The 18,249-nt window shown below is 71.5% G+C and carries 15 protein-coding genes and 1 pseudogene; 12 read left to right on the top strand and 4 right to left on the bottom strand.

Annotated elements, in window-relative coordinates:
• Nucleotides 1-22 precede the first annotated feature (22 nt).
• The 6 genes from IE242_RS10675 to IE242_RS10650 all read left to right on the top strand — a co-directional run bounded on the left by IE242_RS10675 (nucleotide 23) and on the right by IE242_RS10650 (nucleotide 7,578).
• Nucleotides 23-988, top strand: a complete 966-nt coding sequence (locus IE242_RS10675) for a carbohydrate ABC transporter permease (RefSeq protein ID WP_189857786.1) — start codon at nucleotides 23-25, stop codon at nucleotides 986-988.
• A complete protein-coding gene (locus IE242_RS10670) occupies nucleotides 985-1,878 on the top strand; it encodes a carbohydrate ABC transporter permease (protein ID WP_189857784.1) in 894 nt (297 codons plus the stop codon). Before IE242_RS10675 ends, IE242_RS10670 begins: the two co-directional genes overlap by 4 nt.
• A gap of 98 nt (nucleotides 1,879-1,976) precedes the next feature.
• Nucleotides 1,977-4,496: a glycoside hydrolase family 2 protein gene (locus IE242_RS10665; RefSeq protein WP_189857782.1), complete on the top strand. Its 2,520-nt coding sequence runs from the start codon at nucleotides 1,977-1,979 to the stop codon at nucleotides 4,494-4,496.
• The gene (locus IE242_RS10660; RefSeq protein ID WP_189857780.1) at nucleotides 4,489-5,547 is read left to right on the top strand and encodes a LacI family DNA-binding transcriptional regulator; all 1,059 of its coding nucleotides are present in this window, start codon (nucleotides 4,489-4,491) and stop codon (nucleotides 5,545-5,547) included. The genes IE242_RS10665 and IE242_RS10660 overlap by 8 nt, the downstream gene beginning before the upstream one ends.
• Before the next feature lie 130 nt (nucleotides 5,548-5,677).
• Nucleotides 5,678-6,886, top strand: coding sequence for a mannose-6-phosphate isomerase, class I (manA, locus tag IE242_RS10655; protein WP_229858740.1), 1,209 nt, complete (start codon nucleotides 5,678-5,680; stop codon nucleotides 6,884-6,886).
• Nucleotides 6,883-7,578 (top strand): alpha/beta fold hydrolase, encoded by a 696-nt coding sequence (locus tag IE242_RS10650; RefSeq protein WP_189857778.1) that lies wholly within the window; start codon nucleotides 6,883-6,885, stop codon nucleotides 7,576-7,578. The genes manA and IE242_RS10650 overlap by 4 nt, the downstream gene beginning before the upstream one ends.
• Nucleotides 7,579-7,598: 20 nt before the next feature.
• Here IE242_RS10650 and IE242_RS10645 read toward each other — a convergent pair whose 3' ends face one another.
• The 4 genes and pseudogenes from IE242_RS10645 to IE242_RS10630 all read right to left on the bottom strand — a co-directional run bounded on the left by IE242_RS10645 (nucleotide 7,599) and on the right by IE242_RS10630 (nucleotide 10,681).
• Complete coding sequence (locus IE242_RS10645; protein WP_268249443.1) at nucleotides 7,599-9,023, bottom strand: glycosyl hydrolase; 1,425 nt, start codon at nucleotides 9,021-9,023, stop codon at nucleotides 7,599-7,601.
• Nucleotides 9,024-9,253: 230 nt separating this feature from the next.
• Nucleotides 9,254-9,466, bottom strand: a complete 213-nt coding sequence (locus tag IE242_RS10640) for a hypothetical protein (protein WP_189857774.1) — start codon at nucleotides 9,464-9,466, stop codon at nucleotides 9,254-9,256.
• A 135-nt stretch (nucleotides 9,467-9,601) separates the two neighbouring features.
• Nucleotides 9,602-9,813 (bottom strand): annotated as a pseudogene (locus tag IE242_RS10635) (NDP-hexose 2,3-dehydratase family protein); the annotation flags it as partial.
• Between the two features lie 130 nt (nucleotides 9,814-9,943).
• Entirely contained in the window at nucleotides 9,944-10,681 is a 738-nt protein-coding gene (locus IE242_RS10630; RefSeq protein WP_189857772.1) for a TetR/AcrR family transcriptional regulator, read from the bottom strand.
• 152 nt (nucleotides 10,682-10,833) lie between these two features.
• Between IE242_RS10630 and IE242_RS10625 the strand changes: the two genes are divergently transcribed.
• From IE242_RS10625 to IE242_RS10600, 6 genes are all read left to right on the top strand, one after another.
• Nucleotides 10,834-11,433 (top strand): NADPH-dependent FMN reductase, encoded by a 600-nt coding sequence (locus IE242_RS10625; protein WP_189857770.1) that lies wholly within the window; start codon nucleotides 10,834-10,836, stop codon nucleotides 11,431-11,433.
• 30 nt (nucleotides 11,434-11,463) lie between these two features.
• Entirely contained in the window at nucleotides 11,464-13,047 is a 1,584-nt protein-coding gene (locus IE242_RS10620; protein ID WP_229858734.1) for an MDR family MFS transporter, read from the top strand.
• A gap of 196 nt (nucleotides 13,048-13,243) precedes the next feature.
• Nucleotides 13,244-14,362 carry an NADH:flavin oxidoreductase gene (locus IE242_RS10615; RefSeq protein WP_189857768.1) on the top strand — a complete coding sequence of 373 codons (1,119 nt, stop codon included), beginning with the start codon at nucleotides 13,244-13,246 and terminating at the stop codon, nucleotides 14,360-14,362.
• A gap of 258 nt (nucleotides 14,363-14,620) precedes the next feature.
• The gene (locus IE242_RS10610) at nucleotides 14,621-16,042 is read left to right on the top strand and encodes a family 2B encapsulin nanocompartment shell protein (RefSeq protein WP_189857766.1); all 1,422 of its coding nucleotides are present in this window, start codon (nucleotides 14,621-14,623) and stop codon (nucleotides 16,040-16,042) included.
• 5 nt (nucleotides 16,043-16,047) lie between these two features.
• Complete coding sequence (locus IE242_RS10605; protein WP_189857764.1) at nucleotides 16,048-17,295, top strand: family 2 encapsulin nanocompartment cargo protein terpene cyclase; 1,248 nt, start codon at nucleotides 16,048-16,050, stop codon at nucleotides 17,293-17,295.
• A 68-nt stretch (nucleotides 17,296-17,363) separates the two neighbouring features.
• Nucleotides 17,364-18,236: a geranyl diphosphate 2-C-methyltransferase gene (locus IE242_RS10600; protein WP_189857762.1), complete on the top strand. Its 873-nt coding sequence runs from the start codon at nucleotides 17,364-17,366 to the stop codon at nucleotides 18,234-18,236.
• Nucleotides 18,237-18,249 lie beyond the last annotated feature (13 nt).

Below are 18,249 nucleotides of genomic sequence, written 5' to 3'. Positions count from 1 at the left end.
CCCCACTTCGAGGAACCATGAGATGACCTCTGCCCAGAAGACCCGCGCCGCACAGCCGGCCGCCGGCCGGCGAGGCGGCTCCCCTCCCGAGTCCGCCGCAGGCCGGCCGCCCGCCGGCAGGCGCCGCCGCACCGCCGCCCTGACCCCCTGGCTGTTCCTGGCCGCACCGCTGACGCTGCTGGTGATGTTCACGTACATCCCGGTGGCCGACATGATCGGCTACAGCCTCACCGACTGGGACGGCATCAGCCCCACCCGCTCCTACGTGGGCGGTGAGAACTACACCGACCTGGTGACGCGGCCCGCGCGGTTCGAGGTGTTCCTCGTCAGCGGCTTCTACCTGGCGGCCTCGTTCGTACAGATCGCGCTCGCCCTGTACTTCGCGACGGTCCTCAGCTTCAACACCCGGTTCCGCAACCTGTTCAAGGGCCTGCTGTTCTTCCCCTACCTGATCAACGGGGTGGCCGTCGGCTTCGTCTTCCTGTACTTCTTCCAGCCCGACGGCACCCTCGACACGCTGCTGCGCCTGTTCGGAGTGGAGGGCGAGCACCTGTGGCTGGGCGACCCGGACCTGGCCAACCCCTCCCTCGCGGGGGTGTCGGTGTGGCGCTTCATGGGCCTGAACATGGTGCTGTTCCTCGGCGCGATCCAGTCCATCCCGCCGCACCTGTACGAGGCCGCGGCGCTGGACGGGGCCAACCGCTGGCAGCAGTTCCGGCACATCATCGTGCCCGGCATCAAGCCCGTCATCAGCCTGAGCTTCATCCTCGCGGTGTCGGGATCGCTGGCCGTCTTCGAGATCCCGTACATCATGACCGGCGGCGCCAACGGCACCGAGACGTTCGTCATCCAGACGGTCAAACTCGCCTTCCAGTTCGACAAGGTCGGCCTGGCCTCGGCCTCCGCCGTCGTCCTGCTGATCCTGATCGTGCTGATCACCTGGGTGCAGCGCAGGCTGATCCCCGAGGAGAGGGTGGAGCTCTCGTGACCACGACCACCGACACCCACGTCCCCGTCCGGCCCCGGCCCCGGCTCCGCCGCGCCGACCGCGGCGTGCTCTCCCGGACCGCCGTCACCCTCAAGTACCTGTCCCTGCTGCTGGCCTCGGCCGTGGTCGTCGTACCCCTCGTCGTCGTCCTGCTGACCTCGCTCAAGACCGAGTCGGAGGTGGCGAACGGCGGACCGCTGTCCCTGCCCGGCGACTGGTTCAACTTCGCCAACTACGGCACCGCCTTCGAACAGGGCGCGATGCTGACGGCCTTCGGCAACACGATGCTGATCCTCGTGGTCTCCACCGCCGGGACCGTACTGATCGGCTCGATGAGCGCCTACGCCATCGACCGCTTCCGGTTCCGCGCCAAGAAGCTGGTGATGGGCGGCTTCCTGCTGGCGACCCTGGTGCCCAGCGTCACCACCCAGGTCGCCACGTTCCAGGTGATCGACGAACTGGGCGCCTTCAACACCCACTGGGCGCCGATCCTGCTCTACACGGGCACGGACATCGTCTCGATCTACATCTTCCTGCAGTTCATCCGGTCCATCCCGACCTCCCTGGACGAGGCGGCGCGCATCGACGGCGCCAACTCCTGGACGATCTACTGGAAGATCATCCTCCCGATGCTGCGGCCGGCCGTCGCCACCGTCGTCATCGTCAAGGGCATCGCCATCTACAACGACTTCTACGTGCCCTTCCTCTACATGCCCGACCCCGAACTCGGCACCATCTCCACCGCCCTGTTCCGGTTCAAGGGACCCTTCGGCGCCCACTGGGAGACCATCTGCGCCGGGACGATCCTGGTGATCGTGCCGACCCTGATCGTCTTCCTGGCGCTGCAGCGCTTCATCTACAGCGGTTTCGCGGCCGGTTCCACCAAGTGACAGGCCCGTTCCGGCGAACGACTCGCCCCTTTCCGCCGAGTGGCCCACCCGCCCACCGCGCCCCGCACCACGTGCACCACGTCTCACAAGGAGTCCGCATGAAGGTCCGCACCCCGCTCACCCAGGGTTGGACGCTGCGCCTGAACACCGACCGTCACACCCCCGAGGAGGCGCCCCCGCAGCTCACCGGGACCGCCGTCCCGGCCCAGGTGCCCGGCTGCGTCCACACCGACCTGATGACGGCGGGCCTGCTGGCCGACCCGTACCTCGACCGCAACGAGACAGAGGTCGCCTGGGTGGGCCGGGCCGACTGGACGTACGCGACCGAACTGCCCCGGCGGGACGGCGCCTTCGAGCGTGCCGAGCTCGTCTTCGACGGACTGGACACGGTCGCCGCCGTTCATGTCGCCGGGCGGCAGCTGGGCCGTACGCGCAACATGCACCGGTCCTACCGGTTCGACGTCACCGAACTCCTGACGGACGGACCGGCGTCGCTGGAGGTCGCCTTCACCTCCGCCTACACCGAGGCGGAGGCGGTCCGGGCGGCCCTGGGGGAGCGGCCCAACTCCTACCCCGAGCCCTTCAACTTCGTCCGCAAGACGGCCTGCTCGTTCGGCTGGGACTGGGGTCCGACGCTGGTGACGGCCGGTGTGTGGCGCGAGGCGCGGATCGAGCAGTGGTCCACCGCCCGGCTGGCCGGCGTCCGTCCCCAGGTCACCGTCGCCCCCGACGGGACCGGCCTCGTCGAGATCGCCGTCGACCTGGACCGTACGGTGACCGGCGAGGACCGGCCCCTGCGGCTGGTGGCCACCGTCGGTGACGCGTCCGCGGAGGTCACCGTCGCACCCGGGGCGGCCACCGCCACGACGACCGTCCGGGTCCCGGACGCGGAGCTGTGGTGGCCGCGCGGCTACGGCGACCAGCCGTTGTACGGGTGCACGGTCGTCCTGAGCGACGAGGAGGACGGCGGCCGGGTCCTCGACACCTGGGAGCGCCGCGTCGGTTTCCGCACGATCGAGCTCGACACCTCCGCCGACGAGCATGGCAGCGCGTTCACCCTCGTCGTCAACGGCACTCCCCTCTTCGCCCGGGGCGTGAACTGGATCCCCGACGACGTCTTCCCTGCCCGGGTCACCCCCGACCGCTACCGCGCCCGGCTCACCCAGGCCGCCGAGGCGGGCGTCGACCTGGTGCGGGTGTGGGGCGGCGGCATCTACGAGGACCGGGCCTTCTACGACGTCTGCGACGAACTGGGCCTGATGGTGTGGCAGGACTTCCTGTTCGCCTGCGCCGCCTACCCGGAGGAGCAGCCGCTGCGCTCGGAGATCGAGGCCGAGGCGCGGGAGAACGTGGCCCGGCTGATGCCCCACCCGTCGCTGGTCCTGTGGAACGGCAACAACGAGAACCTGTGGGGCTTCGCCGACTGGGACTGGGAGCAGGCCCTCGCAGGTGACTCCTGGGGCGAGGGCTACTACCTGGGCCTGCTGCCCCGCGTGGTCGCCCAGACGGACCCGACCCGCCCGTACTGGGCGGGCAGCCCGTGGTCCGGGTCCTGGGACCACACCCCGAACGACCCCGACCACGGCACCGCGCACTCCTGGGAGGTGTGGAACCGCCGCGACTACAGCGACTACCTCGCCACGGTGCCGCGCTTCGTCGCCGAGTTCGGCTGGCAGGCCCCGCCCGCGCTCGCCACCCTCGAACGAGCCCTGTCCGAGCGTCCGCTGACCGCCGACTCGCCCGGCATGCTGCACCACCAGAAGGCGGAGGACGGCAACGGCAAGCTGAACCGCGGTCTCGCCCCGCACTTCGCGGCGCCCGCCGACTTCGACACCTGGCACTACCTCACCCAGCTCAACCAGGCCCGTGCCGTGGCCACCGGCGTCGAGCACTGGCGCTCCCACTGGCCGCGCTGCGCCGGCACGGTGATCTGGCAGCTCAACGACTGCTGGCCAGTCACGTCCTGGGCGGCGATCGACGGCGACGCCCGGCTCAAGCCCCTCTACTTCGAGATGCGGCGTCTGTACGCCGACCGGCTGCTGACCCTTCAGGAGCGAGACGGCGACCTGGTGCTCGCGGGCTGCAACCAGTCCGCCGGGACCTGGGAGACCACCGTCACCGTCCGTCGGGTCGACGCGGACGGCACGGTGCTGGCCCGCGCCGAGGTGGCGCTCAAGGCCGAGGGGCGCAGTGTGGCACTGGAGCGGCTCCCGGACGCGGTCACGGCGTTCGGTGATGTGCGGCGGGAGTTCCTGGTGGCCGACGCGGAGGAACTGCGGGCCGTGCACTTCGCCTGCGCGGACCGTGAGTTCGCCTACCCGGCCGCCGCGTACGACGTCCGCGTGACCGGAAACGACGGCGAGGACGACGGTGAGGGCGGCGCGACGGTCACGGTCACCGCCACCGGCCTCGTACGCGACCTCCTCCTCCAGGCCGACCGCCTGGACGCGGACGCCCGCACCGACCACGGGCGCGTGACCCTGCTGCCCGGCGAGAGCGCCACCTGGCGGGTCACCGGCTGGGCCCGGCCCGACGCCGAGGCCGCCCGAGCGGCGCTGTTCTGCGTCGACGGCGGTGTCAACGGCGGCGTCAACGGCGGCGGAGCCGTGCGTGGGTGAGCCCCGCGCACGCCGGCCGGGGCGCGTCACGATCAAGGACGTGGCGGCCCTGGCCGGGGTGTCCCGAGGAGCGGTGTCCCTGGCCTTCAACAACCGCCCCGGTGTCTCGGAGGCCACGCGGGAACGCGTCATGGCGGCGGTCGCCGAGCTGGGCTGGGTGCCGAACCAGGCCGCGAAGAAGCTGTCCGGCTCGGCGACCGGCGCCGCGGACACCGTCGGCCTGGTCGTCGCCCGCCCCGCGCGGCAGCTCGGACTCGAGCCCTTCTACATGGAGTTCATCTCCGGGGTCGAGTCCGTCCTGGAGGAGCACGGGTGCTCGCTGCTGCTGCACCTCGTACGGGACACCGCGCAGGAGATCGCCGTCCACCGCGCGTGGTGGCAGGCCCGGCGGATCGCGGGTTCGATCCTGGTCGACATCCAGCGGGACGATCCCCGGGTCACCGAACTGGCGGCGATCGGGCTGCCGGCCGTCGCGGTCGGCCATCCGTCCCTGACCGGCGGGTTCACCTCCGTGTGGACCGACGACGAGGCCGCCGTGCACGAGGCGGTGCGCTATCTCGCCGCCCTCGGGCACCGGCGGATCGCCCGGGTGGGCGGCCACGCGGCGCTCGGCCACACCATGATCCGTACCGCCGCGCTCGACGCGATCGTGGCGGAACTCGGGCTGGACCAGGCCCGCAGCGTCACCACCGACTACTCCGGCGAGCAGGGCGCCCGGGCCACCCGCTCGCTGCTCGCCTCCCCGCAGCGTCCCACGGCGATCGTCTACGACAACGACATCATGGCGGTCGCGGGGCTGTCGGTCGCCGCCGAGATGGGGCTGAGCGTGCCGCGGGACGTCAGCCTGATCGCGTGGGACGACTCGCAGCTGTGCCAGCTCACACACCCGACGCTGTCCGCCATGAGTCATGACGTGTTCGGCTTCGGTGCGGATGTGACCCGGCGGCTGTTCGACGTCGTCCACCGCCGCAATCCCTCGTCCGGCCCGGTCGCGACCCCCGTGCTGACGCCCCGCGGCAGCAGCGCGCCCCCGCGGGACACCGCCGGCTGACGGCGAGCCACCGTCCCGTCGACCTGCGTCGCCTGCGCCGCCCTCGCCCGACGAGGGCGGCGCATCCCTTCCTCGCCCTACCTTGCCCTTCCTCCCGCTTCCTCACCCTCGCTCCCCGGAGTGCCGCCCGATGAACGCACCCTCTCTCATGACTCCCGCCCTACGCACCTACTCCTGGGGGTCACGCACCGCGCTGCCCGCCCTCCTCGGGCAGCGGCCCGACGGCGCACCGCAGGCCGAGCTGTGGTTCGGCGCGCACCGTGCCGCGCCGTCGGTCCTCTCCGGCCGGCCCGGCGCCCCGGACCTGGCCACCGTGATCGCCGCGGACCCCGCCGGTGAGCTGGGGACGGAGAGCCTGGCGGCCCACGGACCCGAACTCCCCTTCCTGCTCAAGCTGCTGGCGGCCGACCGGGCGCTGTCGGTGCAGGTGCATCCCACGCGTGAGCAGGCGCGGGCCGGCCACGACCGCGAGGAGGCGGCCGGGGTACCGCTCGACGCCCCGCACCGCACCTTCAAGGACCGCAACCACAAGCCGGAACTGCTCTGCGCCCTGGGTTCGTTCGAGGCGCTCTGCGGCTTCCGCGACCCGGCCCGCACAGCCGACCTGCTCGATGCCCTGTCGGTGCCCGAACTCCGGAACCGGGCCGCCCTGCTGCGCTCGCGGCCGCCGGTGGAAGCCCTCGGGCACACGCTCCGCGCGGCCCTCGACGCCCCGGAGCGCCTGGTGCACGCCGTGTCCACCGCCCTGCGCCGGCTGGCCGCGTCCCGGAACCCCTGGCGCACCACCGCCGCCGCGTACGCCGCGGTGGCGGACGACTTCCCCGGTGACCCCGGGCTGCTCGCGGCTCTGCTGCTCAACCATGTCCGCCTCGACGCGGGCGAGGCCCTGTACCTGGGGGCGGGTGTGCCGCACGCCTACCTGCGGGGGACAGGAGCGGAGATCATGGCCAACTCCGACAACGTGCTGCGCTGCGGCCTGACCGACAAACACGTCGACACCGCCCTGCTGGCCGACATCGTCGACCTCACCCCCGGGCGGCCGTCCGTGATACGGCCCACGCCCACCGGCGTACAGGGCGAGAGGCAGTACCGGTCACCCGCCGCGGAGTTCGCCCTCTCGCGCGTGGACGTGGAGGCGGGCGCCGAAGCCGTGCGCCTGACCGAACCCGGTCCCCAAGTGCTGCTCTGCCTCGCCGGCGAGGTGTGTCTGACGCCCGGTCCGGCCCTCCGTCCCGGCGCCGCCGCGTTCGTACCGGCCGGGTGCCCCTGCACAGTGGTGGCGACCGGTACGGGAGCGGTGCTCTATCGCGCCCGGGTGCCCCTCGGCGCCGCCTCATGAGGCTCGCGACGCGGGTCTGGGGCGACGGACCGCGCACGGCCGTCCTGGTGCACGGCATCATGACGGACTCCCGCACCTGGCGCCGTGTCGCCCCGGCCATCGCCGAGCACGGTTACCGGGTCGTCGCCGTCGACCTGCGCGGCCACGGCGCGAGCGGCGCCACCGACACGTACACCTCTGACCCGTACACCCCCGCCACGCTGGCCGCCGACCTGCTCGACACCCTGCCCCCGGCCCCCGACCTCGCCATCGCCCACTCGCTGGGATCGGCCGCCCTGCTGCTCGCCGTTCCCGGTCTGCGCTGCGCCCGCGCCGTCCACTGCGACCCCGCGTGGCTGCGCCGGCCCCGGGACCTGGACGCCCTGCGCGCCGTCAAGCACGCCACCTGGCGGGAGCTGCGTGCCGCACACCCCCGCTGGCACCACGACGACATCACGGACGAGCAGCGAGCCCTCGCCACCTGGGACCCGGAGTCCGTCGAGGCCCTCCTGCACTTGCCCGGCCTGCCGGACACCGCCCCGGCCGTCCCCTCGCTCGTCCTGCTCGCCGATCCGAGTGAGCGGGTACCGCCGGCCGAGGCCGCGACCCTGCGCCGCTGTGGCTGGCAGGTGCGCACGGTGGACGGTGCGGGGCACACCGTCCACCGTGACGACCCGGCCGGCTTCCTCGCCGGTCTACGCGGCTGGCTGTGACCGGGCGGGGACCGGCGGGATCAGGAGGGCAGCGACCACTGCTGGTTGGCACCGCCGGTGCAGTCCCAGATCTGGAGCCGGGTGCCGTCGGCGGACGTGTTGCCGGTGACGTCCAGGCAGCGACCCGACGCGGGGTTGCGCAGAGCCCGCGTGGAGCTGTCGTACTGCCACTGCTGGGCGCCGGACCCGTTGCAGTCCCAGATCTGGACGGGGGTGCCGTTCGCCGTGCCGGCGCCGGAGACATCCAGGCACCTTCCGGAGCCGGGGTTGCGCAGTGTGCCGTCGCCCGGCGCGGTCCAGGTCTGGGCGACACCGGTCGCGCACGTGTACAGCTGCACGGCGGTGCCGTTGGCGGTGCCGGAGGCCCGGACGTCCACGCACTTCGAGCCGAACCCGGTGATGGCTCCGGTGCTGGATCCGGTGCCTCCGCCGGAGGAGGAGGGAAGGGTGATCTCGCCCTGGTTCAGTACGCGGGAGTGGAAGTACGCCGCCTGGATCTCGGCGTTGGTGTTGTTCCCGCGCAACTGCTCGGACCACATCATGAACCAGGCCCACTGGGGCTGGCTCTCCAGCAGCGAAGCGGTCGGCATCTTGCCCATTTCCGCGAGGGCCATGGGCTTCGTCCCCGCGATGCTCCGCATCTGCTGGTAGTCGGCGGAACTGGGGTGATTCTTGTACCAGACGTCCAGCGAGACGACATCCACGTAATGGTCGCCGGGGTAGTAATTGCTCCAGCCGCCGGCCGGGTTGTCCTGTACGTTCCAGACCCAGATCAGATTGTCCAGCCCTTTGGTTCCGGCGAGGTAGTCCCGAGTGATCTGGTAGAGGCGCGCACTGCCGTTCGCTCCGGGCCGGTTTCCCCACCAGTTCCATGATTCGTTCATCTCATGGAGCGGGCGGAAGAGGACGGGAACGCCCGCGTTCTTCAATTGCTGGAGATAGGGGACGGCCTCGTCGAGGCGCCGCTTCCACGCGGTGTTCAGCGCAGTGCCGTCGGTGATGATCTGCGAGAACTGCGCAGCCGATATGTTCGACTTCACGCCGCCCTCGAACGCGCAGGTGCTACCGCCGGTCGGCGGGCAGACATGCCAGGTCAGGGCGACCAGCGAGCCGTTCGCCCACTCCGTCTTCGCCTGGTCCACCACCCGCTGGCGGTTGGCCACGTCGGCGGCGGCGAACATCAGGTCCCCGCCCCACAGACCGGGATACTGCCCGGTGACGTCCTTGACCTGCTGTGTGTACTGCCCGGGCGACGAGGCGGGCTCCTTGTTGTGCTGGCCGGAAATGATGTGGTTTCCGGAAACGGAGCGCAGATAGTTCAGCACAGTCTGCTTGGAAGACGCGGGGAACGCCTCCGCGGATTGTGTCGCCGACCAGGCGAACAGTGTCGCAAGGGCGGCCGCGGCGGCCAGGGCGGAAGTGAGTCGGTGCCGGATTTTTCGCATGGGCATCCCAGCTTTCGCGGTTCATCGAACGAGCTTCTTCTCGCGATGAAGATGGCTTCTTTCATGACGCTCGTCAATGGCCCGCGTGGCTTTCCGCAACCTCCCGGCGGTATTGTTTACTTAACTTTTCCTAAACCTCGTGGGGAATCTGGCCACTTGTCCCCGATATGGGTATCTCCTGGCCGCGTCCCTTTCGGGGGCCGACCGGCCCCGTCCCAGCGTGAGTTCCGTCATGCGGACCGGCGGCGGACGGCGTCCGGCAGGACGGCCTGCCGCAGGGTGTCCGTGCGGGGCGCGGACCCGGCGCGGACCGCGGTGACGAAGGCGCCGACCGTCGCCGCGACCTGGTCGGCGGGTTCCAGCCGGATCTCCTCCGTGGTGATGCCCGTGTGCAGACCGATCAGGGGCACGAAGCCGGCCGGCGGGGTGAACGCCCGGTCCACCGTGATCCGCCCTTCGCGTGCCGGGGATGATGGACGAACATCACGTTCTCCATCAGGGCCGTACGCGGAGCTGTTCGACGACGACGCGGTGCAGGCGGTCCGCACAGCCGAGCACCCCGATACGCACCGGCGCGCTCATCGGGCGGCCGCCCGGTCGGCGTCGAGGCAAGCCGGCGGCGTACGGGCCTGCACATTCAGGTAGTGGCCGTGCCGGACCAGCCAGGTCAGCTGGTCGGGGGTGACCCGGGCGGAGCCGGGCGGCGGGTCGAGCGGGCGTCCCGCTCGTCGGCCTCGACGAGCAGATACCGGCTCTCGGCGTCGAGGAACCGGCCGCCCTCCTCAGAGTGTTCCCCCACCGCCGTAGAAGTGAGGCGAACCTGTTTCGGAGTTCCGGAACGGACAAGCCAAGGCCCGCTACATGTACATCATCTGTAGCGGGCCTGCTGTTTTTCCGAGTGACCTGTTCGGGAGATGTCCTCAGATCTCCAGGCGGGCGGAGATGCCGTCGAGGACGCAGTCCAGGCCGGTCTCGAACTGCCACAGCAGGTCGTCCTTGCGGTCGGCCTCGCCGATGTAGCGCTCGTACATCGGGAAGCTGCCGGTGCTCAACAGCCAGGCCATCTGCGAGGCCAGTCCGGACCGGGCCTCCTCGCGGCTGGACCAGCCGCGCACCCGCAGCAGCTGGGTCAGGCCGACCTCCGAGTCGACCGCGCCGTGCACGTACGCGGTGACGGTGCTGTAGACCGCCATCGCCGTGTCCGCGTCCAGCCCGAGGCCGTCGAGCGCGGCCAGGGCGGACTCGGGTACGGCCAGCTGGCTCGGGGTCGGGGCGCACCAGGTGGCCCGGGTGACCCAGGAGTGCCGCAGGAGGACCTCCCTGATGCGCAGAGCGAGCGTGCGCATGGTGGTGCGCCAGCCCTCGGAGCCGTCCGGCAGCTCCAGCTCGCCGTAGACGAAGTCGACCATCAGCTCGATGAGTTCGTCCTTGCCCGTCACATAGCGGTACGCGGCCATGGGGGCGACGCCGAGTTCGGTGGCCAGGCGGCGCATGGTGACCGCGTCCAGCCCTTCGGCGTCGGCGATGCCGACCGCGGCTCGGGCGATCCGTCGGGGGGTGAGGGTGGTGCGGGGGGCGGGTGCCGGGCGTCCGAGGCGTTCCCACACGGAGACGTGCTCCTGGTCCTCGGTCCGTACCCGTCGCTCCTGGGAGGGCATCGCGTGGGTTCCTTCCTCCGGGCGGTGCTGTGTACAGCGTACCGGCCGCGTACGCCGTATAGAAGTGGTGGACGATGTACGCGACCGTGTGTACGTTGTACATCCAGAGTACGCCGTACACACACGGCGTCGCACACACGGAGGTGTTTCCCATGGCTGACGCGACCGGCGGCCCCCTGCGCATCGCGGTGATCATCGGCAGTACCCGGGACGGCCGGTTCGGCCCGGTCGTCGCCGACTGGATCACCGGCCACATCGCCGAACGCGAGGACATGACGGCCGACGTGGTCGACCTCGTCGAGACCCCGCTGCCCACCGTGTTCCCCGCCTTCGGGCAGACCCCCTCCGACGAGGTGGTGGCGCAGCTCGGCGCGGTGTCGCCGCGGCTGGCCGAGGCCGACGCCTTCGTGATCGTCACCCCGGAGTACAACCACAGCTTCCCGGCGCCGCTGAAGAACGCCATCGACTGGCACAACGAGCAGTGGCACGGCAAGCCGGTGGGCTTCGTCTCCTACGGCGGTCTGGCCGGCGGCCTGCGCGCCGTCGAGCAGCTCCGCGTGGTCCTGGCGGAACTGCACGCCGTCACCGTCCGCAACACCGTCAGCTTCCACAACTACGGCGAGGTCTTCAACGCCGACGGCAAGCCGAGCGACCCCGGCTGCGACGTCGCGGCCAAGGCCCTGCTCGACCAGCTCACCTGGTGGGGGCACGCCCTGCGCGAGGCCAGGCGTGCCCGCCCCTACGCCGTCTGACGTCCCACCACCTCTGCCTGGGGGGCAGCGATGAACGACCGCCCGACACCCACTCCCACCGCACCCGGCCGGGCCGCCCTGCCCCGCCTGGGCGTCTTCGGACTGATGCTCGGCATCTTCCTGGCGAACCTCGACGGGCAGATCGTCAGCACCGCGCTGCCCACGATCGTGGGCGACCTCGGCGGACTCGAGCACTTCTCCTGGTCGGTGACGGCGTATCTGCTCACCATGGCCGCCGCCACACCCCTGTGGGGCAAACTCGGCGACCTGTACGGCCGCAAGGGCGCCTACAGCAGCTCCGTGGTGGTCTTCCTGGTCGGCACGGTGCTGTGCGGCCTGGCCCAGAACATGGGCCAGCTCATCGCCTTCCGTGCTCTGCAGGGCATCGGCGCCGGCGGGCTGATGGTGGGGGCGCTGTCGGTGATCGGCGTCCTGGTGCCGCCGCAGGAGCGCGGCCGTATCCAGTCCATGGTGGGCGTCATGCTGCCGATCTCCTTCGTCGGCGGCCCCCTGCTCGGCGGATTCATCACCGACTGTCTGGACTGGCGCTGGACGTTCTACGTCAACGTTCCCATCGGCCTCGTCGCGCTGCTGGCCGTCGCCAAGGGCGTACGGCTGCCCGCGCAACGTGTCACGGGGCGCGTCGACTACCTGGGCGCCGCCCTGCTCACCAGCGGCATCCTGGCGCTCACCCTGCTCGCCGGCTGGGCCGGCAGCACCTACGCGTGGACGTCCTGGCAGATCGCCGCGCTCGCCGTCGTGGTCGTGGCGAGCCTCGCCTGGTTCGTCCGCGTGGAGCGGCGCGCCCCTGAACCGATCACCCCGCCGCGGCTGTTCACCAGCCGGGAGTTCACCCTTGCCCAGGTGCTCAGCTTCCTGGTCGGCGCCGTCCTCGTCTCCGTCATCAACTACCTCCCGCAGTACATGCAGTTCGTCCAGGGCGCCACGCCCACGGTCAGCGGCATGCTGATCCTGCCGCTGATGCTCGGGATGCTGGCGGCCCAGCTGACCACCGGGCGGCTGATGGACCGCGGCGGACTGGACCGGATCGTGCCGCTCACCGGCGGCGTCGTCACCGTCGTCGGCGCGCTGCTGCTGCTCCTGCTCGGCACGGACACCCCCGTCGCCGCGGCCTCGGCCCTGACCCTCGCCGTCGGGATCGGTGTCGGCATCCTGATGCAGAGCACCCTGCTCTCCACCATGAACAACGCCGCCCCCCGGGACATGGGCGCCGCCACCGGCACCGTCACCCTGGTGCGCACCATCGGCGGCTCCCTCGGTGTCGCCGTGCTCGGCGCCGTGCACAGCAGCCGCATGGGGGACGTCCTCGCCGAGCGGCTCGGCTCCGACGCGGAGCAACGGCTCACCAGCGGCGGCGAGCTGACCCCGGCCCTGCTGGAGGACCTGTCCGACCAAGTGCGGCACACCGTCGAGGACGCCGTCAGCAGCGGACTGCACGGGGTCGTGGTCGGCGCGGCCGTCCTGTCGGTGCTCACGTTCGCCACGGCGTGGTTCATCCGCCCGGCACCGGCCGCCGACCCGGCGGACGCCGCTCCGACGGCCCCGGGCGGCGCCCCGGGGAAGGACTCGGTCCGTACGTCACCGGCGGACTGAACACGGCCGTCCGCGCGGCGCACCGGGAGACCTGCGCGCCGTGCACGGCCCGAGCGGGCCCGGCCCACATCCCCGCGTCACCGCGGACCGGGTGGCCAGGCCGCACCAGTACCACCACTCACCCATCCCAGCCACTGACCGCACGGTGGAATCCCCCGCCGCCGTGCGGTCGGCTCCCTGTCGAAGGCGAAAACCGATGCTCACTAATGCGGTACAGCGTGCCCAGGACATCCTGGTCCGTCCCTTCTCCCTGGGCAGCCTCAGCCTGCCCAACCGTGTGGTCATGGCGCCCATGACGCGCGAGTTCTCCCCGGGCGGCGTACCGGGCGAGGACGTGGCGCGCTACTACGCCCGGCGGGCCGCGGGCGGCGTCGGACTGATCATCACCGAGGGCACCTACGTCGGCCACGCCTCGGCGGGCAACAGCGCCCGCGTGCCGCACTTCCACGGTGACGAGGCACTGGCCGGCTGGTCCGCGGTGGCCGAGGCGGTCCACCGGGAGGGCGGCCGGATCATGCCGCAGCTGTGGCACGTCGGCATGGACCGTACGGCCGGCAACCCGCCGGTGCCCGACGCCCCGCGGATCGGCCCTTCCGGCATCGCCCTGGACGGCTCGCACGCGGGCCAGGAGATGACCCGGGCCGACATCGACGACGTGGTCGCCGCCTATGCCTCCGCCGCGGCGTCGGCCGAGGCCCTGGGCTTCGACGGCGTGGAGATCCACGGTGGCCACGGCTACCTGGTCGACCAGTTCCTGTGGTCCCGCACCAACCGGCGTACCGACGGCTACGGCGGCGACGTCGCCCGGCGCACCCGGTTCGCCGCCGAGATCGTGGCGGCCTGCCGGGCGGCCGTGTCCGACGACTTCCCGATCTCCTTCCGGCTCTCCCAGTGGAAGGTGAACAACTACCAGGCGCGGATCGCCGAGACCCCGCAGGAGCTGGAGACCGTGCTCGGACTGCTGGCCGAGGCCGGGGCCGACATCTTCCACTGCTCCACCCGGCGCTTCCACCTGCCCGAGTTCGAGGGCTCCGACCTCAACCTCGCGGGCTGGGCGAAGAAGGTCTCCGGCAAGCCCGCCATCAGCGTGGGCTCGGTGGGCCTGAGCAACGAGTTCCTCCAGGTGTTCCAGGGGGAGCAGGCGCGCGTCACGGACATCGCGGACCTGCTCGACCGCATGGAGCGCGAGGAGTTCGACCTGGTCGCGGTGGGCCGCGCGCTCCTCGGCGATCCGGAGTGGCTGACGAAGATCCTCGCCGGCCGCGTCGACGAACTGACCCCGTTCCACGTGGGCCTGGTCGGCAGCCTCCACTGACCCGCACCGCCACCGGCCCCGCGGCGGAACGGTGGGCCGCGGCCTCGGGGGGAGTGTGTGACGTCCCCGGCGGGCCGCGGCCCCGGCGGCCCGTGGGCGCGTCCGACCGGAAAGGAATGGCCCATACCGGCCTTCTTAGTCATTTCCGTCATGACTATGAATTTCCTGGCGCAGCCGAAAGCCCGACCGCTCCGCGCTCCGCGCGCGTCGGCTCGGCCGGGCCGTTCACCCATGGTCGGAACGACGGAGAGGCAGTCGATGTCGGTCGAGACGGGTACGACCCGGGCACAGGACCCCGAGGAACGGGAACAGCAGAGTCTCAGCACGGCCGCGGCACGGAACCTGGCCACGACCACCAAGACCCGACCCCAGATGCAGGCGATCACCTCGCGTTGGCTGACGCGGATGCTGCCCTGGGTGAACGTGGCGGGGGGCACGTACCGGGTCAACCGCCGCCTGGCGTACGTCGTCGGTGACGGACGGGTGAGCTTCGTCCAGACCGGCGCGCAGGTCCAGGTCGTTCCCGCGGAGCTGACCGAACTGCCGCTGCTGCGGGGCTTCGACGACGCCGATGTGCTCAAGGCGCTGGCGGAGAGGTTCACACAGCGCGAGTTCGAACCCGGCCAGGCCATCGTGGAGTCGGGCGGCAGGGCGGACCACGTGTACCTGATCGCCCACGGCAAGGTGGAGAAGGTCGGTGCGGGGCCGTACGGCGGCGAGGCGGTCACGGGATTCCTCGCCGACGGGGACAGCCTCGGCGGCCGGGTGCTCGCCGGCGCGGAGGGCACCTGGGATTTCACCGCCCGCGCCCTGACCCCCACGACCGTGCTGGAGCTGCCGTACCCGGCGTACCAGGCCGTCGCCGGACAGCACGAGAAGCTGCGGGAGCACGTACGGCGGCGGCGTGCCGACGAGGACAAGTCCCTGAACAAGTCGGGTGAGGCCGACCTGGCGGTGACCTCCGGGCACACGGGGGAGCCGACACTGCCGGGCACCTTCGCCGACTACGAACTCCGGCCGCGCGAGTACGAACTGGGCGTGGCGCAGACGGTCCTGCGCGTGCACAGCCGGGTCGCCGACCTCTACAACGACCCCATGGACCAGACCGGGCAGCAACTGCGGCTGACCGTCGAGGCCCTGTACGAGCGCCGGGAGTACGAGCTCGTCAACAACCCCGACTTCGGGCTGCTGCACAACGCCGACTTCGACCAGCGGATCTCGACCCACTCCGGGCCGCCGACCCCGGACGACCTGGACGAGCTGCTGAGCATGAGGCGCGGCACCCGCTTCCTGTTCGCCCACCCGCGGGCGATCGCCGCCTTCGGCCGCGAGTGCAACAAACGCGGCATCTACTTCACCCCGGTCGAGCTGGACGGTCACCACCTCCCCGCCTGGCGGGGCGTGCCGCTGCTGCCGTGCAGCAAGATCCCGGTCTCGGCGGCGGGCGTGTCGTCCGTCCTCGCCCTGCGCACGGGCGAGGACGACGAGGGCGTGGTCGGCCTGCACCAGGTCGGCATCCCGGACGAGTACGAGCCGGGGCTGAACGTGCGGTTCATGGGCATCGACGACCAGGCCGTCATCTCCTACCTAGTCAGTACGTACTTCTCGGCGGCGGCCCTGGTGCCGGACGCGCTGGGCCTGCTGGAGAACGTCGAGACCGCCCGTGCGAACGGGAGCTGACGGGGATGTCGCTGATCTCCCGCTGCCTGGCGCCCGTGGCACGTCACGGGCTGGCGGAGTCGGTGGCCGCCCTCCTGCTCGACCCGAGGCGCCCCGGCCGCCGGGACGTCCTCACCCCCGTGCCGTCCACCGGGGTCCCGGCGACCGGGGCGGTGCCGGCCGGGCCGGCACCGGCCGGGCCGACGCCGGCCGCGCGGCCGTTCGCCGTCACCGGCCCCACGGGACTCGGCACCTCCGCGGCCCGCCTGTGGGCCCGGCGGCCGCCGGCGCAGCCGTCACGGGGCCAGGGAGAGCAGGGCGCAAGCCCGGTGCTGTACTGTCCGCCCGCCGTCCGTGACGACCCCGCCCTCGGCGAGGCGGTCAACGACCGGCTGGTCGCCTGGGCCGAGGAGACCGGCATCTACCCCGGCCGGCTCGACACGGTCCGCTCGGCGGACTTCGGGCGCCTCATCATGCTGGCCCATCCGGAGACCGACGACCCCGACCGGCTGCTGGCGGCGGCCAAGTGCGCGCTGTCCGAATGGGCCGTCGACGACCACTACCTCGACGGCGAGGCGGAGGAACCGCACCCGGAACTGCTCGGCCGGCGCCTGGCGATCGCCCACTCGGTCGTCGACCAGGCCCATCTGCCGCTGCGCTACGCACCCGAGCTCGAACGCGTGGTGCGGGACGACCCGGTCATGGTCGCCCTCAGGTCCGCCCTCGGGGGCCTCGCCACATATGTCACGACCACACAGGTGCAGCGGCTCCGCCACGAGCTGGCCATCATGTTCGTCGCCTACAACCAGGAGGCCGTCTGGGCCACGGCCGGACACACCCCGCCGGTCTGGGAGTTCCTGACGCACCGGCACGAGAACAGCTTCGTGCCGTGCATGGTGCTGGTCGACGCGGTGGCCGGCTACCAGCTGCCGCAGGCCGAGTTCGCCGATCCCCGGGTGCGCCGGGCGTTCACCATGGCCGGATCGGCGAGCGTCATCGTGAACGACCTGTACTCCATGGCCAAGGAGGACCCGACGGACTTCAGCCTGCCCCGGCTGATCGCCGCCGAGGAGCGGTGCTCACTGCGGGAAGCGGTCGACCGCACCGTGGAACTCCACGACGAACTGATGCACACCTACGAGACCGAGGCGGCCGCCCTGGCCCGCACGGGCAGCCCGGAGCTGCGTCGCTTCCTCGCCGGAGTGTGGGCCTGGCTCGGCGGCAGCCGCGAGTGGCACGCCGGAACGGCCCGCTACACGGCCACCGCCGCCTGACGTCCGCACCTGGTTCCCCGCCCCCGCCTCTGGATTCTCGCCCCACGCTCGGAGACAAGGAGTCCGCCATGCCCACTTCCCCCGCCAGGACGACCGCCACGGACAGCGTGCTGCGCACCGATTACCAGAGGTCGGTGGCGGAGTACTGGAACACCCACCGGCAGGACCCGGCCAACCTCCGCCTCGGCGAGGTGGACGGCCTCTACCACCACCACTACGGCGTCGGCGACTACGATCCCCTGGTCCTGGAGGGTCCCCAGGACACGAGGGACCGGCGTGTCATCGAGGAGCTGCACCGCCTGGAGACCGCCCAGGCGGACCTGCTCCTGGACCACCTAGGCCGGATCCTCCCCGGTGACAAACTGCTGGACGCCGGCTCGGGAAGGGGCGGCACCAGCTTCATGGCGCACGCCCGCTTCGGCTGCGAGGTCGACGGCGTGACGATCTCCGAGTACCAGGCCGGCTTCGCGAACGAGCAGGCCGTCCGGCGCGGTGTGGCCGACAAGGTGCGGTTCCACCTCCGCAACATGCTCGACACGGGGTTCGCCACCGGATCCCGGCGAGCGGTCTGGACCGACGAGAGCACCATGTACGTGGACCTGTCCGAGCTCTACACCGAGTTCTCCCGGCTTCTGGGGTACGGCGGCCGGTACGTGTGCGTCACCGGCTGCTCCAACGACGTCACCGGCATGCGGTCCAAGGCGGTCAGCCGCATCGACGAGCACTACACCTGCAACATCCATCCGCGCAGTGAGTACTTCCGGGCCCTGGCGGCCAACAACCTCGTCCCGATCCGCGTCGTCGACCTGACCGCCGCGACCATCCCGTACTGGGAGCTGCGGGCCAGGTCCTCGGTCGCCACCGGCATCGAGGAGGCGTTCCTGACCGCGTACAAGGAGAACAGTTTCCACTACCTGCTCATCGCGGCCGATCGCATCTGAACGGGTCCGGGCG

Source organism: Streptomyces poonensis, from assembly GCF_014650915.1.
Classification (GTDB): domain Bacteria; phylum Actinomycetota; class Actinomycetes; order Streptomycetales; family Streptomycetaceae; genus Streptomyces; species Streptomyces poonensis.
This window is presented reverse-complemented; position numbering and strand designations above follow the sequence as displayed.

Bases quoted from the DNA above. Each gene is read 5' to 3' on its own strand.
- IE242_RS10675 (WP_189857786.1), top strand. From the start codon at position 23: ATGACCTCTGCCCAGAAGACCCGCGCCGCACAGCCGGCCGCCGGCCGG.
- IE242_RS10665 (WP_189857782.1), top strand. From the start codon at position 1,977: ATGAAGGTCCGCACCCCGCTCACCCAGGGTTGGACGCTGCGCCTGAAC.
- manA (WP_229858740.1), top strand. From the start codon at position 5,678: ATGAACGCACCCTCTCTCATGACTCCCGCCCTACGCACCTACTCCTGG.
- IE242_RS10650 (WP_189857778.1), top strand. From the start codon at position 6,883: ATGAGGCTCGCGACGCGGGTCTGGGGCGACGGACCGCGCACGGCCGTC.
- IE242_RS10645 (WP_268249443.1), bottom strand. From the start codon at position 9,023: ATGCGAAAAATCCGGCACCGACTCACTTCCGCCCTGGCCGCCGCGGCC.
- IE242_RS10630 (WP_189857772.1), bottom strand. From the start codon at position 10,681: ATGCCCTCCCAGGAGCGACGGGTACGGACCGAGGACCAGGAGCACGTC.
- IE242_RS10625 (WP_189857770.1), top strand. From the start codon at position 10,834: ATGGCTGACGCGACCGGCGGCCCCCTGCGCATCGCGGTGATCATCGGC.
- IE242_RS10620 (WP_229858734.1), top strand. From the start codon at position 11,464: ATGAACGACCGCCCGACACCCACTCCCACCGCACCCGGCCGGGCCGCC.
- IE242_RS10615 (WP_189857768.1), top strand. From the start codon at position 13,244: ATGCTCACTAATGCGGTACAGCGTGCCCAGGACATCCTGGTCCGTCCC.
- IE242_RS10610 (WP_189857766.1), top strand. From the start codon at position 14,621: ATGTCGGTCGAGACGGGTACGACCCGGGCACAGGACCCCGAGGAACGG.
- IE242_RS10605 (WP_189857764.1), top strand. From the start codon at position 16,048: ATGTCGCTGATCTCCCGCTGCCTGGCGCCCGTGGCACGTCACGGGCTG.
- IE242_RS10600 (WP_189857762.1), top strand. From the start codon at position 17,364: ATGCCCACTTCCCCCGCCAGGACGACCGCCACGGACAGCGTGCTGCGC.